Source organism: Paenibacillus sp. oral taxon 786 str. D14, from assembly GCF_000159955.1.
GTDB lineage: Bacteria > Bacillota > Bacilli > Paenibacillales > Paenibacillaceae > Fontibacillus > Fontibacillus phoenicis.
In genome coordinates this window covers 353202-367789 of record NZ_GG695972.1, presented here as the reverse complement: position 1 = coordinate 367789, position 14588 = coordinate 353202, and the positions used below count along the sequence as shown (strand labels likewise).

At 54.6% G+C, this 14588-nt stretch carries 11 protein-coding genes; 5 read left to right on the top strand and 6 right to left on the bottom strand.

The window, feature by feature from the left end:
* Together POTG_RS24235 and POTG_RS06615 are read right to left on the bottom strand one after the other, a co-directional pair.
* Positions 1-180: hypothetical protein (locus POTG_RS24235; protein WP_036644470.1), on the bottom strand; the 180-nt coding region annotated here is incomplete at its 3' end.
* A 62-nt stretch (positions 181-242) separates the two neighbouring features.
* On the bottom strand, positions 243-3404 hold the full coding sequence (locus POTG_RS06615; protein ID WP_009224048.1) for a DEAD/DEAH box helicase: 3162 nt from the start codon (positions 3402-3404) through the stop codon (positions 243-245).
* 183 nt (positions 3405-3587) lie between these two features.
* Between POTG_RS06615 and POTG_RS06610 the strand changes: the two genes are divergently transcribed.
* Complete coding sequence (locus POTG_RS06610; RefSeq protein ID WP_009224047.1) at positions 3588-4367, top strand: hypothetical protein; 780 nt, start codon at positions 3588-3590, stop codon at positions 4365-4367.
* Positions 4368-4635: 268 nt separating this feature from the next.
* Here POTG_RS06610 and POTG_RS06605 read toward each other — a convergent pair whose 3' ends face one another.
* From POTG_RS06605 to POTG_RS06595, 3 genes are read right to left on the bottom strand one after another with little or no spacing between them, the layout of a single operon-like run.
* A complete protein-coding gene (locus tag POTG_RS06605) occupies positions 4636-5019 on the bottom strand; it encodes a RidA family protein (protein ID WP_009224046.1) in 384 nt (127 codons plus the stop codon).
* Between the two features lie 40 nt (positions 5020-5059).
* Positions 5060-6499 (bottom strand): ATP-binding protein, encoded by a 1440-nt coding sequence (locus POTG_RS06600; protein ID WP_050769706.1) that lies wholly within the window; start codon positions 6497-6499, stop codon positions 5060-5062.
* A gap of 39 nt (positions 6500-6538) precedes the next feature.
* A complete protein-coding gene (locus tag POTG_RS06595; RefSeq protein ID WP_036644466.1) occupies positions 6539-8044 on the bottom strand; it encodes an HD-GYP domain-containing protein in 1506 nt (501 codons plus the stop codon).
* Between the two features lie 443 nt (positions 8045-8487).
* Here POTG_RS06595 and POTG_RS06590 point away from each other — a divergent pair, with 443 nt between their 5' ends.
* The 4 genes from POTG_RS06590 (at position 8488) to POTG_RS06575 (ending at position 13074) form a co-directional block, all read left to right on the top strand.
* Entirely contained in the window at positions 8488-9396 is a 909-nt protein-coding gene (locus tag POTG_RS06590; protein ID WP_009224043.1) for an FMN-binding protein, read from the top strand.
* Positions 9397-9437: 41 nt separating this feature from the next.
* Positions 9438-11315 carry an NAD(P)/FAD-dependent oxidoreductase gene (locus POTG_RS06585; protein WP_036644464.1) on the top strand — a complete coding sequence of 626 codons (1878 nt, stop codon included), beginning with the start codon at positions 9438-9440 and terminating at the stop codon, positions 11313-11315.
* A 228-nt stretch (positions 11316-11543) separates the two neighbouring features.
* Positions 11544-11996 (top strand): hypothetical protein, encoded by a 453-nt coding sequence (locus POTG_RS06580; RefSeq protein WP_009224041.1) that lies wholly within the window; start codon positions 11544-11546, stop codon positions 11994-11996.
* Positions 11997-12093: 97 nt separating this feature from the next.
* Positions 12094-13074, top strand: coding sequence for a polyprenyl synthetase family protein (locus POTG_RS06575; protein WP_009224040.1), 981 nt, complete (start codon positions 12094-12096; stop codon positions 13072-13074).
* Positions 13075-13529: 455 nt separating this feature from the next.
* On the opposite strand, the gene POTG_RS06565 is transcribed toward POTG_RS06575, so the two are convergent.
* Complete coding sequence (locus POTG_RS06565; protein WP_009224038.1) at positions 13530-14402, bottom strand: UbiA-like polyprenyltransferase; 873 nt, start codon at positions 14400-14402, stop codon at positions 13530-13532.
* Positions 14403-14588: the final 186 nt, after the last annotated feature.

Genomic DNA, 14588 nt, shown 5'->3' with positions numbered 1-14588 from the left:
CGCCACAAGGCGCGGCCGCTCCGCGAGCTGGCGCAGCAGCGCTTGCTTTTCCTGCTCTGCGGCTGGGGCCAGCGGGATCAACACCACATGATCCCGTTCCAGTTCCACTTGCAGCCCGCCGGCTTCATAGCGGACAACCGGCTGGGCAAGTTCCTGCGCGTTCGTCTTGGGCCTGGTCATGCGTGTTCCTCCTCTCAGCAAGTCTCAGCAAGCTTATTGTTTCGGCATCCTATCTTTTTCGCTCAACCAAACGCTCCCTCCGGGAACAGTCCGCTTTCCTGCAGCACGATCAGGTTGCGCAGCTCCTCGTCGCTCATTTCCGTCAGCCATTGCTCACCGGAGCCAACCACCTGCTCAGACAGCGTTTTTTTTCGCTCGATTAATTCATCGATTCGTTCCTCCAGCGTTCCTTGGCAGATCAGCTTATGTACCTCGACGTTCTTTTGCTGCCCGATCCGGAATACCCGGTCCGTCGCCTGGTTTTCCACCGCCGGATTCCACCACCGGTCATAGTGGACCACATGATTCGCCCGGGTCAGGTTAAGGCCGACGCCGCCAGCCTTCAGCGATAACACGAAAATCGGCGAGCCTTCGCCCTCCTGAAAAGCCCGGACCATCTGATCCCGCTCGGCCTTCGGCACCCCGCCGTGCAGAAAAAACGGCCGTACACCATACCGCTCCGTTAATCGCTCCTGCAGCAGTTCACCCATCCGTACGTATTGCGTGAAGATCAGCGCCCCTTCTCCGTTGTCCATAATCATGTCAAGCAGCTCGCCGAGCCGTTCCATTTTGCCGGAGCGGCCAAAAGCGGCCGTCTTCGCAGGCCGGCTTCCTACAACCAGCTCGGGATGATCACAAATTTGCTTTAACCGGGTCAGCGAAGATAACACCAATCCTTTGCGGGCGATGCCGCTCTGGCTTCCGATCTGATCCAGCAGCTCCGCCGTCACCGATTGATACAAGCGAGCCTGTTCAACGGTTAACGAGCAATACGATTTCAGCTCGATTTTCTCCGGCAAGTCCTTGCGGATGTCCGGATCGCTCTTGAGCCGGCGCAGCAGAAACGGCGCAACCAACTTCCGCAGCTTCTGCAGCTCGGCTGCTTGCTGTTCTCCCCCAGACCCGGTGTAACGCGTCCGAAACGAGGCATGCGTGCCTAAGTATCCCGGGTTCAGGAATTGAAAAATCGACCACAATTCGCTGAGCCTATTCTCCACCGGGGTGCCCGTCATGGCGATTCGGTGAGGCGCGCTGAGCTTCATCACGCTTTGCGCTTGCTTGGTTCCGTAATTTTTGATGTACTGGGCTTCGTCCAGCACCACCGTCGTCCATTCCGCCGAACGCAGCTCCTTCGCATCGCGGCCGGCCAGCTGATACGTCGTCAGAACCACATCGCATGCCCGGTACTCCTGCAAGAACCGCTCCTCGCGGTAACGGTCGCTCCCGTGGTGCACGTATAGCTTTAGCCCCGGAGCAAACCGGGAAAACTCCCGTTGCCAGTTGCCTAGCAAAGAAGTCGGACAGATGATCAAGCTTTTGGCCCCTGCCTGCTGAACGCCATCCAACAACACGGAGATCACCTGCACCGTTTTCCCCAAACCCATATCGTCGGCCAGCAATGCACCGAAACCCAGCTCGCGCATCGTGACCAGCCACTGGTATCCCCGTTCCTGATAGGGGCGCAGCGTTCCGTTTAATCCGGATGGCACCGGACGCGGATGGAGTTGCCGAACAGCTCCGCCTGCCATCAGGATAGACAACATCCCGGTGGTTTCGATGCCGGCGATGTTCACGCCCTCCAGTTGGACTTCCTGATCGCCGGAAGCGAGGTGCATCAATTCGCGGAAGGTCAAGGTGCCGTTTTCATGGCGCTTCATGAACTTCAGCACCTGCCGGATCTCCTTCGCATCCACTTCAATCCATTCGCCGCGAAAAAAAACGAGCGGCAGCTTCGCCGACGCCAGCTCCATCAACTCTTCCCGGGTAAGCTCACGCCCCCCAAGCAGCGCCTCCGCTTCAAAAGCGACCAGCTGATCCACTCCCAGCCTTGGCATCCCGTCACCACCGCCCTCCGGCATCCCGCTCGCGAACCCTCGGGTTCTGATACGGATGCTGGCGGAACGCCGTCCCTCCCGGGTCCAGCGGCTTGGCATTTGCACGTTCACGCCAAGCTTGCGCAGCGCCGGCACCGACTTGCTTAAGAACGCAATCAGGTCCTTGGGGTCCATGAGCAGATCCTGCGGGCGCGGGTGCTCCATCGCTGCGGCCACTTCCCGGGATACCCCAGCTGCTTTGCTCAGCCGCAGCAGGAAGTTCTCCTGTACGTTCCGGTACAGAAGACCGTGAATTTCCATGTCGGGCCCGGGATAGCTCCAGATGAGCCCGGCTGGCAGCAGCACGCTGGGATTCTCAGCTCCCTCAGCCCAGAAGCTTAGCCGCCAAAGTGCAGTCGCTGCTTCACCCTCCGCGGTCTCGCCATGACCATCCTGATACGGTTCCACACGCAGGCAGAGGCGCAAGCTTCCCGTTTCCAGACCGCCGGTCTCGGTTTCCTCAGCTCGGGGACGTCCGCCGCCAGCAGCAGCGATGTCTGCACTCAGCTGATCCAGCTCCGTCGCACTGCCTTGAATATCCGGCGGCTGTGCGCCGGTTAGCAAGCCGTTCCACCACAACTCCGCCAGCGGCGACGAACCCCGGTGATAGTCCGCCCGGCTGGCATTCAGCTTCCGTCCCAAATCCTGAACCGCCCCGCGCGCTTCGTGATCAATCATTGCCGTCAAAAAAGAATGCAGCACCGCCATCTGCCGATCCTCCAGCGTCCCCTCGTCTTCAGAGGATGCCCCTGCCCCAGTTTGCACGGCGGCGATACAGATCGGCGGCATCGCCCCGGCTAGACGCCGGAACCGTGCCTCGTCGGCCGGCTCGGTCAGGAGTGGTCCCCAAGCCGCGCGCATTTGACCCTGCGACCCGCGGCGGCGTCCGGTGGCCGCCACCGGACGGATGGACGGCGCAATTCGGCCGCGCAGCAGCAGCTCTAAGGCGAACTTGGCCGCCTTGCTCCAATAGCTCATTTCCGCGCCCGGCTTGATTCCCTGCTCCTCCCAGACGGATTCGTCCCAATGCAGCAGCAAACGCCAAGCCTCCGGCACAGGCAAAGCCAATCCTTCCAGGGATCGGCCGATCAGACTGCGCCGCTCCCCGTTCTTGTATGACCTCCGCACGGAAGAGACCGGATACCTGACCTCTGCCAACCGAAGCACGGCATGCTGAAACGGCCGGACTCCCGGCTCCAGCTCCTTGCGCCGGAGCACGGCGGTCCAAGCATCCACCTTCGACTCCGATACTTCGCCGGAGAAGCAAAACAATACATCGCCCAGCCATATTCCATAAAGACGTTGATTCATGGTGATCTCCCGTCGGTTATCCTAATTCTAGCCAAATTCATTACTAACATCTTATACGAAAACGGCTGCTTATAAAACCGCCTTCCTTCCCGTCCCGCTGCCTCTCTATACTCTCCCTTATCATTTGAGGAGAAATGGGGAATATTTCTAGTACAAAAAAAAGATTCAAGGAGGTGTATTCCCATGTTGCGCGGCCGGTCTGGTCATTGGTTGAATCTCGCCTCGTTTGCGGCGTTAATGGCGGCAAACCTGGCGGCAGCAGCACTTCCGTTTGGCTTGCGCCGGCCCCAAGGGTTTCCCCACGGATTATACGTGCTCCTCACGCCGGCGGGCTATACTTTTACGATATGGCTGCTCATTTATGCCCTGTTGACCGGCTGGGTCCTTTACCCGCTGCTGCAGCCTAACCGCGAGCCGTTTTCTGTGACGCCTATGCCAGTGCGCTTCCTGCTTTCCTGCACCCTCTCCATCGTGTGGATCACACTAGGGGAGCGGCAACCCCTGCTGTCTATCCTGGCGTTGTTCCTGCTCGTGTTCGTGGCGGCCTCGATGTACAGCAGTACCCGGAATATCCTTCGCCCGTCAGCCGCAGAGATCTGGTTCGTACGCCTGCCGTTCAGCTTATATTTCGGATGGATCTGCGTTACAGCTCTTGCCAGCGTGGACGCCTTGCTAACCCATCCCTCTATTTCTGCAACCTCGATTTCCGCAGCTTCCGTTTCCGTTCCATCACATCTTGGACTCACCCTCCTGCTGCTCGTGGTAGGGATCCTCAGCGCCTGCTTTGTTGGATTCCGATGGCGTGACGCGATCGTCCCGCTCACGTTCGCGTGGGGGTATGGCGCCATTGCAGCCGGTCCTCAGCTGCACCAAATTGTGGCCATTGCCTCCAGCGCCGGAGCGCTAGCCTTGATCGTGTACGCACTCTGGATTGCCTTTCTGCGCTCTCATGAGCGGGACTAAAGATCCACCCCCTTGGGCCCTTTCACGCGTCCTTTTGCACGATTATCCCTTTTGTTCAGAATCGGGGAGGGGGCGCATCTAATCCATTTTCGAGGCGGAGATTGGTTTTCTCCACTCCCTCGCAGCGGAGATCGATCCCCCCCACTCCCTGAAGCAACGGGATAATCACGAAAGGAAAGCGGCCGACATAGGTACCTCCCCCCACAAAAAGGCCAACCAGAAATTCTGGTTGACCTAATAATACGAAAAAGCCGCCGCAAGGGATATTTTATTTAACCGCAATAACCTCGATCTCAACCAGACCATCCTTTGGCAGACGCGCCACTTCGACGGCACTGCGCGCTGGATACGGCTCAGCGAAGAACGAACCGTAAACTTCGTTGACCTTGGCAAAATCATTCATGTCCTTCAGAAATACGGTCGTCTTGATGACCTTGTCCAATCCGCTCCCGGCTGCAGCCAATACCGCCTGAACGTTCCGCAGCGCTTGTGCAGCCTGAGCTTCCACACCCTCGGCAAGCTGACCGGTTTCCGGCACCAATCCCAACTGGCCGGAGGTAAAGATCAAATCTCCCAGTTGAATCCCCTGCGAATACGGGCCAATGGCACCTGGCGCAGCGGTCGTAGAAATTACTTGTTTCATTTTCGTCATCCCATCCTTTCTTCTCCTCATTTTACCGATAACCCCTTCGTCACGGCAACTCGGACTGCGAATGAACTTCGCCGCAGTGGGATCGGGCGGGTTTTAAGGGCAAATAGAAGGAAAAGGTGCTGCCCTGTCCTTCTTTGCTTTCCATGCGGAGGTACCCCCCCAGCAGGCGGGCCAGGTTGCTGCTGATCGACAGGCCCAGACCGGTCCCCCCATATCGCCGACTAATTGAGCCGTCGGCCTGCTGAAACGCCTCGAATACCGCCCGCTGCTTGTCCTCGGCAACGCCGATGCCGGTATCCGAGACGGTGAAGACCAGCCATTCCCCTTCGGCCGTCCCCTTCGCCGGAGCGCGGCGGATGTCTAGCTCTACATGTCCCTCATGCGTAAACTTAAACGCATTGGACAATAAATTCCGCAGGATTTGTGCAATCCGCTGCGGATCGGAGATGATGGAATCGGGCAGACTTTCCTCCAGTCGGGTCGTAAATGCAATTTTCTTCTGAGCGGCAATCTGCTCAAACTGCAGTTGCATCCAAACGGGGATCTCTGCCAACACCACTTCCTCGTTCGTGATCTCCAGCCGCCCTGCCTCCACCTTGGACAAATCCAAAATGTCATTAATGATCTGCAGCAACTCTTCCCCCGACTTGTGAATGATCCGGCCATATTCCGAAATTTCCTCGCTGGCTTCGTCGGATTCGGCGATCATCTCCGCCAGGTTGATAATACTGTTGAGCGGCGTTCGCAATTCATGCGACATCGTTGCCAAGAACTCCGATTTATGGCTGGATGCTTCAGCTAACTGCTCCGCCCGGTCTTCCAGCCCAATCTTGGCCTTCTGCAGCTCATCGGCCTGTTTGCGGAGCAGCTCGTTCGCGTATTTCAGCTCCAGGTTCTGTCTTGCCCCAAGCTGAAAATCGCGAAGGATCAGGGCAAATCCCAAACTGAGCAGAATGCTTAACGGTAGCGCAATCGGCATGATATCCAGCAAATAATGCTTGGGAGGCACCACCCCGATTACGGCAAGGTTCAGAGAGTTGATCACATTGACAACGAGGATAGTTACGATCCCTTTGATGGCAAAACGGTAGCTTGTCCGCCGCATCCAGAGATTAAGTCCGGCACACACAAATCCCAAGATCGTCAGGTTCAACAAACCGGCCATCGCTGCATCGCTCAAACCAAACGTCAGGCGGGCCAGGCCAATCCCGACGCCGATGACGATCAAGGTTAATGGCTGGGAATAAACAAATGCCGCTATAATTAGCGGCACTGCCCGAAGGTCGAATCTGACGTCGTCATTAAGCCGGAAGCCAAACTTGATACAAATCCAGCCCGAAAAAATCATCATTAGAACAGACAGGACGTACAGGCTGCGCTGCGGCATTTTTCGCAAACCGTATTTATATAGGATATTGGCTAAATAAGCGACCGTGATCAACAAGCTTAGATTTAGCAAAAAGCTAATTCCGATCCCCATCTCCCCACTCCTGCTCATAGAACCCGCTTCTCTCCGAGATCAGCTGGACTCTTTTTTTTGGGTCTCGCTGCGAAAATGCTGCACCAACAGTCCGGCGAAGTAAGGATCCCATTGGGTTCCACGGCCTCGCTCCAGAATGTCAATCGCTCGGTCTCTTGCTAGGCCCTTCCGGTAAGGCCGGTCTGAGGTCATGGCGTCAAAGGCGTCGGCCACGGCGATAATCCGCCCGAAAAGCGGGATCTCTTCCCCGGCCAACCCGTCCGGATAACCTCTTCCATCATAACGCTCATGATGCGACCGGACCCCCGGCAAATAAGGAGCCATCGCATCCGCAGGCTCGACCTGCTTTAAAATCGCTTCCCCAAGCACGGGGTGCTGCTTCACCTGCTGCCATTCCTCGTCGGTTAAACGGCCCTCCTTCAGCAGAACCGCATCGCGAATGCCGATTTTCCCGATATCATGGAGCAACGCCGACTTGCGCAGCTCATCGATGCGTTCTTCGGGCAACTGGGCCAACTCACCGATTTTGACGGCGTATTCAGCCACTCTAAGCGAGTGTCCAGCCGTATACGGGTCGCGGGCGTCCAGCGCCGCTGCCAGAGTTGCGAAATAACTGTCTACCAGTTGGCTATTTCGGGCCGCCTGGGTTTGCAGCCCGCTCAGCATATGATTAAATCCTGTGATCAGACGAGAAAATTCATCAGAAAACATATCGCTGGCCGCTGTACGAATGCTGCCGGTTTTCACCTCGGCCATCCGCTCGTACAAATGCTGAATCGGCAGCATGATCTCGCGGGCCAACAGCCGGGAGCCAATCACTGCGAATAGGATGCTCACGGCCAAGATATATCCGGCCCACTGCCAATAAGCATAAGCTCCATGGTCAAGGTCCTCAAGCCGGAACTGCATGGATAAGCTATACAGCAGCAAGGGAGCCATACTCATCAAGAAAAAGCTCCATATTAATTTTCGAGATACCGGGACGATAACCCTGCCGTGAAGCGATAAATCTTTGCCAAACATCCTGCGGCTCCAGGAAATCAGCTCCTGCAGGACAGGACGAATCGCATAGGAGGTTAAATAATATTCGACTAACGCATGCATGCTGCTGACCAGTATTCCGCTTAAGGCAGCCAGCAACACGTAGTAAGGTGAAATCGATAGGTGGCCGGTCCGGATTAATCCCAACGATAGGGCCGCGCCCGGGACGACCAAACCAAACAAATGAGGTCCGAGAATCCGCTTGACAGCAAGCGATGGCAGGCGATGTGTGCGGATATAGACATTTTGAAGTGTTTGGTAGCTCCCCACTTCCTCCATGAACACGCTGCGGATGGGCTTGATTTGCCGGGTGAACACCATCCATTCCAGCCCCAGCATGCAGCATAGCGACAAGACCAGAATTCTGATCAGCCAGGCATAGTCCGAAGGGGATATATCCAGCGGTGCAGCGGCGATAAGGCTCGCGACCGCGATGACCGCAAGCAGGAGTCCTGCTGCGTAATTGAGTAATAGGCGCGAAATAAACGTCCTGTATACCGTCAAGGAGGATGCCTTCTTTCCGTCTCGCGTTTTTCCGGGCATGCCCGCTTCTTTTTATATCGGTTAGAGTCATGACTATTTTCATAAAACGTTTGGAACTTTTGGTTTGTATGCCCTCTTTTCGGTACAGGAGATTCGTCGCTCTTCTCGCCGACCCATCTTTTAAAAATATATATTTTAAAAATTGGGCAATTCTTTGAACACGACATTCCCTTACGTAGTACTGCTTCCGCCGCTTGGAGCAGTTGTTTTAGATCACACTACATGTGATAAATTTCACATTAAGCCCTATTTTTATATGCTAAAATGCCATCGAACAAAGGTTTCGGGACTCCCGAACCCCTCGTCAAATCAGCCTTTTTCAAGGGTCCCCCACCTGATATCCGTTATTAAAATGTCTTCACATTTTAATATATATATATTTTCATTCACTGGAGGTCTCAATCATGAAAAAAGCTTCAATTATCCTGAGCAGTGCGCTGTTGTTAGGTCTCTTGGCCGGCTGTGGATCGGACAATGATGCTAACGGCGCAAACTCTGCGCAACCTGCAAACAACACTTCTGCCGCTAATGAAACCAATGCAGGAGCTGATAACACGGCTGCAGAGCAAGGCAAATACCAAGACGGTGTATACTTCGCCCAAGGTGAAGTGGATGCAGATTCCGGATGGCAATCCTACGTGACGCTGACGGTAGCCGGAGGTAAAATCACGGAAGCCAAGTGGAATGCGCTGAGCGAAAAAGCCCCCGTCGATAAAGTGACCTATTCCAAAGAAGGCAAGTACGGCATGAAAGCCGGCGGCGCTTCCTCGGAATGGCATGAACAAGCCGAGAAGGTTGAGCAATACCTGATCGAAAAGCAAGATCCCAAAGCGATCACCTTGGGGGATGACGGCAAAACGGATGCCATCGCGGGTGTGTCCGTGCATGTAAGTGAATTTTTTAACTTGGCGGAGCAAGCGCTGAATGCTGGTCCAGTTGAGGTTGGCCCGTACAAAGACGGCACTTACCATGCCGAAGGAGCAGCCTTCGACGAGCATTCCGGTTGGAAAGATACCGTTGACGTTGTGGTCGCCGCCGGCAAGATCGTCAAAGTGAACTTCAGCGGCGTCAACGAAAAAGGCGAAGACAAGAAGCAATATTCGATCGACGGCAAATATGGAATGAAGGCCGGCGGTGCTCAAGCCGAATGGCATGAAGAAGTGGCCAAAGCTGAAGCTTACCTGATTGAAAAACAAGATCCAGCCGCCGTGACATTTAACGAAGAGGGCAAAACGGACGCGATCGCCGGGGCAACGATTACGCTGCAACCGCATTTCGAGCTCGTTAGCCAAGCACTTGAGCAAGCGAAATAAACCCATATTACCATCCACCCTAAAATGAGAAGGTGAATCTCTTGAAGAAAATCGTAGTTCTGGGCGGCGGTTATGGCGGTGTAGTCACTTCCAAGCATCTGGCCAAACTGTTCAAAAAAGACAAAGATGTGGAGATCCAGCTGATTGACCGAAATCCCTACCACACGCTGCTGACGGAGCTGCATGAGGTTGCAGCGAACCGGGCGCCGGAGGATTCCGTCAAGATTGAACTAAAGAAGATTTTTGCCGGGCAAAAAGTGGATGTCGTCCTCGATTCCATTGATGCCATCGATTTTAACGCTAAAGAGCTTCGTTCCGAGCGAGCCACTTATAAATACGATTACCTCGTCATCGGTACCGGCTGTAAACCAACGTTCTTCGGGATCCCAGGCGCTGAGGAGCATGCCTTGACCCTGTGGTCCTATGAAGATGCCGTACGTCTGAAAGAACAAGTGCGCCGTAAGTTCAGCGAAGCGGCGAAGGTAAGCAATCCGGTGAAACGCCGCAAAATGCTGACCTTTGTTGTCGTCGGCGCCGGCTTTACCGGCGTGGAACTGGTTGGCGAATTAGCCGAATTCCGCGATGAGCTGTGCAAAGAGTTCTATATCGATCCGAGCGAGGTTCGCCTGGTCGTCGCCGATATGGCTCCGAAAATCCTGCCGATCCTGCCGGATAAATTGATCGAAAAAGCGACGAAACGTCTGCACAAAATGAACGTAGAGATCATTACGAGCGCTAAAATTACTGGCGTCACCCCAACCAGCGTACAGCTTGGCGAAGGTAAAGAGCTCGAAGCGGATACGATCGTCTGGACCGCCGGGGTTGAAGGCTCCGAGCTCGTTGGCAAGCTCGATGTGAAGCAGGAAGGCCGCAAGCGGATCGTCACCAACGATAAGCTGCAAAGCGTCGATCACGAGAACGTCTATATCGTTGGCGACAACATCTTCTTCATTCCGGAAGGCGAAACCCGTCCGGTACCGCAGATGGTTGAGAACGCCGAGCAAGCCGGCCCGGTTATCGCCCACAACATTTATGCGGACGTTCACGGCAAACCGAAGAAGTCCTATAAACCGGGCTTCCACGGAACGATGGTCTGCATCGGCAGCCGCTACGGCGTTGCGAATGTTGGGCTCCCGAATAAAATGTTTATGCTCAGCGGCTTCATGGCCATGTTCTGCAAACACTTAATCAATATGTATTACCTGTTCACCGTGGCTGGTTTTGCCAAAGTCTGGACTTATATGATGCATGAATTCTTCCACGTGAACAATCGCAGAAGCTTCGTAGGCGGCCATTTCGCGAAGCGTTCGCCGAACTTCTGGCTCCTGCCGCTGCGGATCTTCGTCGGCTACAAATGGCTCGAGGAAGGCCTCGATAAGCTTCCGAAAATTTGGAAGGATCCATCGAACATCTTCCTGATTCCGGCCTCTCCGAAAGCGGACGTCATTTCCGCGGCCAGTGAAGCCGCTGGTGAAGTGACCAAAACGGTGGATGCTCAAGCGGCAGCTTCGGCGGTAGAAAGCGCCTCGACAGCAGTTACCGCCTTGCCGGTACCTGGATTTATCAAGAGCATCGTAAGCTGGTTTATGGATGTCTTCTTCTACACATCAGATGGCGGGTATACCGCTTTGGCGACTGTGTTCCAGTTCTTTATGGTGTTTGCCGAAATTGCGCTCGGCATCATGATTATCGTTGGCCTGTTCACCGCTGTCGCTTCGGCAGCCACCGTCGCGCTGGGCGTCATGATCTGGTCCTCCAGCATGGCTTCGGCGGAAATGCTGTGGTACATGACCGCAGGCGTCGCGTTGATCGGCGGATCGGGCAGCACGTTTGGTCTGGATTACTACGTACTTCCTTGGCTCAAGAAACAATGGAAACGAATCCCGTTCGTACGAAGATGGTACCTATACACGGAATAATCGCAGCTCTTTATGAAACCTTGAACTGGAGTAATGTGCGCCTGGCGGCGTACATTACTCTCATTTTTATCCTTTTGCCGAAATCGGTGTGAGGATCCCCTGCAAGCCTGCCTGCATTTAGGCGAATGTTCAAAAAAGTCAGGATTCGGTACCGGATACGCTGCCTATTGTTGGTTCGTGATCAATGATGACTTTTTTGAACTACCTCTTTAAGGAGTGTGTGTCCTTATGAATCCGAAGCTTATCCAAGACGCTTATCGCTTATTGCAGGGCGAATTATCGCCCGAAGCCGGCATTATTGTGGATTTACCCTATCCAGAAGCGGCAACACTGGCAACCTTGCTTGAGCAATACGACATGCCGCAGGTTCGCCAATGCCGTCTGTTATCCATTTACATCGCAATCAAGCTCGCCCTTCAACGTCATAGCGAATGCGGCTCCCTCGCCCCCGGCGAAACGTTAACCCGCAAAGTGTTGGATGGCGACTATCTATACAGCTTTTACGTCGAGCTTTGCCTGAAGTGGGAAGAATTCGATCTGCTCGGGCATCTCGCTCCCATCATTAAACAACTGCAAATCAAACGCGTCGAAGGCCGTCCTGAAGACGAGCGCTTGCTCAAAGCCTGGGAACGGTTCCTGCAGCTAGACAACAACCGCAGCACCGCCAGCAAGGCGATGTAGACGGCGGTGGATTGAGAGTGTTCGAGGATCTGACGCCCCCCGACGCACTCGGCACCTGCGTCTACGACTGCCAGCCCAAGTTTAGGAGGGAAGCGACATGAAGCTTGAGGAAACACTGAACATCCCCTTAAGAACCGTCGATCGGGAACTTGAGAACATGGTCAAATATGATCGCGACGTCCCTCGTTCCTCCCAATTGGCCAAAGCAATCGTCGAGTTGATTCGTTCCGGCGGCAAACGGATTCGCCCCTTGATGGTTATCGTCGGCAGCCGCTTCGGCCCTGATCCCGATGAGAAGAAGGTCTGGCGGCTCGCCGCCGCCGCAGAATTCATTCACGCTGCTTCTCTGATTCATGACGATATTATCGATGATTCCCCAATGCGGCGCGGCCAAAAAGCCATGCATATCAAGCTGGGCGTGAGCGGCGCGCTGCATGTGGGCAATTATATGTCGGCGAGGGTCATCGAGCTGATCTCCGTCTATTCGGCGGAACGGGAGAAATTCGTCTACGACCTCTCCTCCCTGGCCACAACCAAGCTGTGTCTCGGAGAGTATCAGCAGCTTTCTCACCTGTTCGACTATGATGTGACGATCGACGAATACTTGGAGAAATCGAAGAACAAAACCGCACAACTGATGGCCACATGCCTGCAAATCGGCGCCAAAGCCGCTGGCGCGGATACGGAAACGGCCGAGCTGCTGTATAGCTTTGGCGAAAAGCTCGGCATGTCGTTCCAGATCCGCGACGACGTGCTCGACTACACCCAATCGGCGGAGAAGCTCGGCAAGCCGGCCGGCAGCGATCTGCGCAGCGGCCAGGTGACCTTGCCCGTCCTGTTCGCGTTGCAGGACGAAACCCTAGCCCCGGCGATCCGGGCCATTTCGGCAGACAGCCCTGCCGAAGAGGTAGACGCCGTCGTCGCGGCGATTCAAGCCAGCGGCGCGCTGGAGAAAACCGAGGCGCTCAGCCGTCAGTATCTCGATGAAGCGCAGGACATCATCAACCGGCTGAGCCATTACCCGGCGCACCGGGATCTGCAGGCGTTGCTGGAGTATTTTGGCAGGCGGGAGAAATAAAATAAAGCACGAACCTAAAGGAAGGTTATCTTGACCATCGCTGAACTCGCCGGCCTGTAGACAGCCCCTCCCACCAGGTTCCCCAGCATACTGAAGAGCGGCGGCAGCGCTAATAGTAAGCCGGCAGCGTGGTTGAGCAACGCCTCTTCGAAATAGATGGCTATAAACGGGAAGTACATCCAATACAACATGTTGAATAGCGCTTCTCCGAACAACCTGACTTTTAAATTGGCATCCCAGAAATATAGACTTATATTCACCGATGTTTTATAGTAATAATATGAAAATCGAATACAGGCCATCTTATATGAGATGTGCCACGAATCGAACATACGTTTCTGGTGATACAATCCCTTGCCGACTCGGTCCCGCATAGGGATTTTTTTGATATACGCCAACACCCCCACCCATGTAAGTCTGGGTGGGGGTGTTATTCTGTACGGCTCAGCAGCCGTTTACAACAGAAAGTAATCGCCGAGTGTAAAGAACAGGATCACCATGCTGATGACCTGGTTCAAATTGTACGAAGCCACGTTCATCCGCTTCCGGTTGGACGGTTTGATAATTTTGTGTTCCGTCATCAGCAGCAGGATGGCGATGATGATTCCCGTGATATAAAGCCAGCTCAGGTGGCGGATCGGGATTAAGGCAATCAGCAGCAGCACCATAATCGCGTGCAGGCCAGCTGCGATACGCAGACCGTTCTTGAGACCAAACGCGCTAGGAATCGACCAAAGTCCGTGATTGCGGTCAAATTCGATATCCTGCGAGCCGTAGATAATGTCAAACCCAGCGATCCACAGCATCACCACAGTGCCGAGGACAAACGGCGTAAAGGCGAATTGACCGGTAACCGCAAACCAGGCGCCGATGGGAGCCGAAGCGATCGTAAAGCCAAGGTACAGATGGCTCAGGTACGTAAACCGTTTGGTATAAGAATAGGAAGAGATCAGGAAAATCGCCACCGGTGACAAGATCAGGCACAACGTATTCAGCATCCCTGCAGCGAAAATGAAGATCGCATAGTTGACCGCAACGAACACCAGCACCTCCTTGGCGTCCAGCAGCTTTTGCGGCAGGTGGCGATGCGCGGTGCGCGGATTTTGCGCGTCAAAGACGCGGTCGACGACGCGGTTAAAGGCGTTGGCCCCGTTCCGGGCGCCGATCAAGGCGATCAATCCCCACAGCATCACGCGCCACGAAGGAAACCCCTCCGCCGCCCAAACCATTGAGATGATGGCAAAAGGCAGCGAAAACAACGTGTGCGAAAACATCACCAATTCGCTGTACAACCGGATTTTGGTGCCGATTTTGCGGGCTATTTCCATGGATAGTCACTCTCCTCATCCTAAAAACACGGGTCATAACGTGGATTATTTATATTGGGGCGCCCCGTCACTCTTTCTGGTTTCAAATAACGGTAAAAACGACCTTTATTTTTCGGTAACCCGGGGTTTTTGGCAAAATAGCGGTATTTCGTACCGCTAATTTTGAGGTTGGCGTCCGTTTTGACC

Excerpts from the sequence above, each read along its gene's own strand:
- POTG_RS06615 (WP_009224048.1), bottom strand. The coding sequence starts at position 3,404 with ATGAATCAACGTCTTTATGGAATATGGCTGGGCGATGTATTGTTTTGC.
- POTG_RS06610 (WP_009224047.1), top strand. The coding sequence starts at position 3,588 with ATGTTGCGCGGCCGGTCTGGTCATTGGTTGAATCTCGCCTCGTTTGCG.
- POTG_RS06605 (WP_009224046.1), bottom strand. The coding sequence starts at position 5,019 with ATGACGAAAATGAAACAAGTAATTTCTACGACCGCTGCGCCAGGTGCC.
- POTG_RS06600 (WP_050769706.1), bottom strand. The coding sequence starts at position 6,499 with ATGGGGATCGGAATTAGCTTTTTGCTAAATCTAAGCTTGTTGATCACG.
- POTG_RS06590 (WP_009224043.1), top strand. The coding sequence starts at position 8,488 with ATGAAAAAAGCTTCAATTATCCTGAGCAGTGCGCTGTTGTTAGGTCTC.
- POTG_RS06580 (WP_009224041.1), top strand. The coding sequence starts at position 11,544 with ATGAATCCGAAGCTTATCCAAGACGCTTATCGCTTATTGCAGGGCGAA.
- POTG_RS06575 (WP_009224040.1), top strand. The coding sequence starts at position 12,094 with ATGAAGCTTGAGGAAACACTGAACATCCCCTTAAGAACCGTCGATCGG.
- POTG_RS06565 (WP_009224038.1), bottom strand. The coding sequence starts at position 14,402 with ATGGAAATAGCCCGCAAAATCGGCACCAAAATCCGGTTGTACAGCGAA.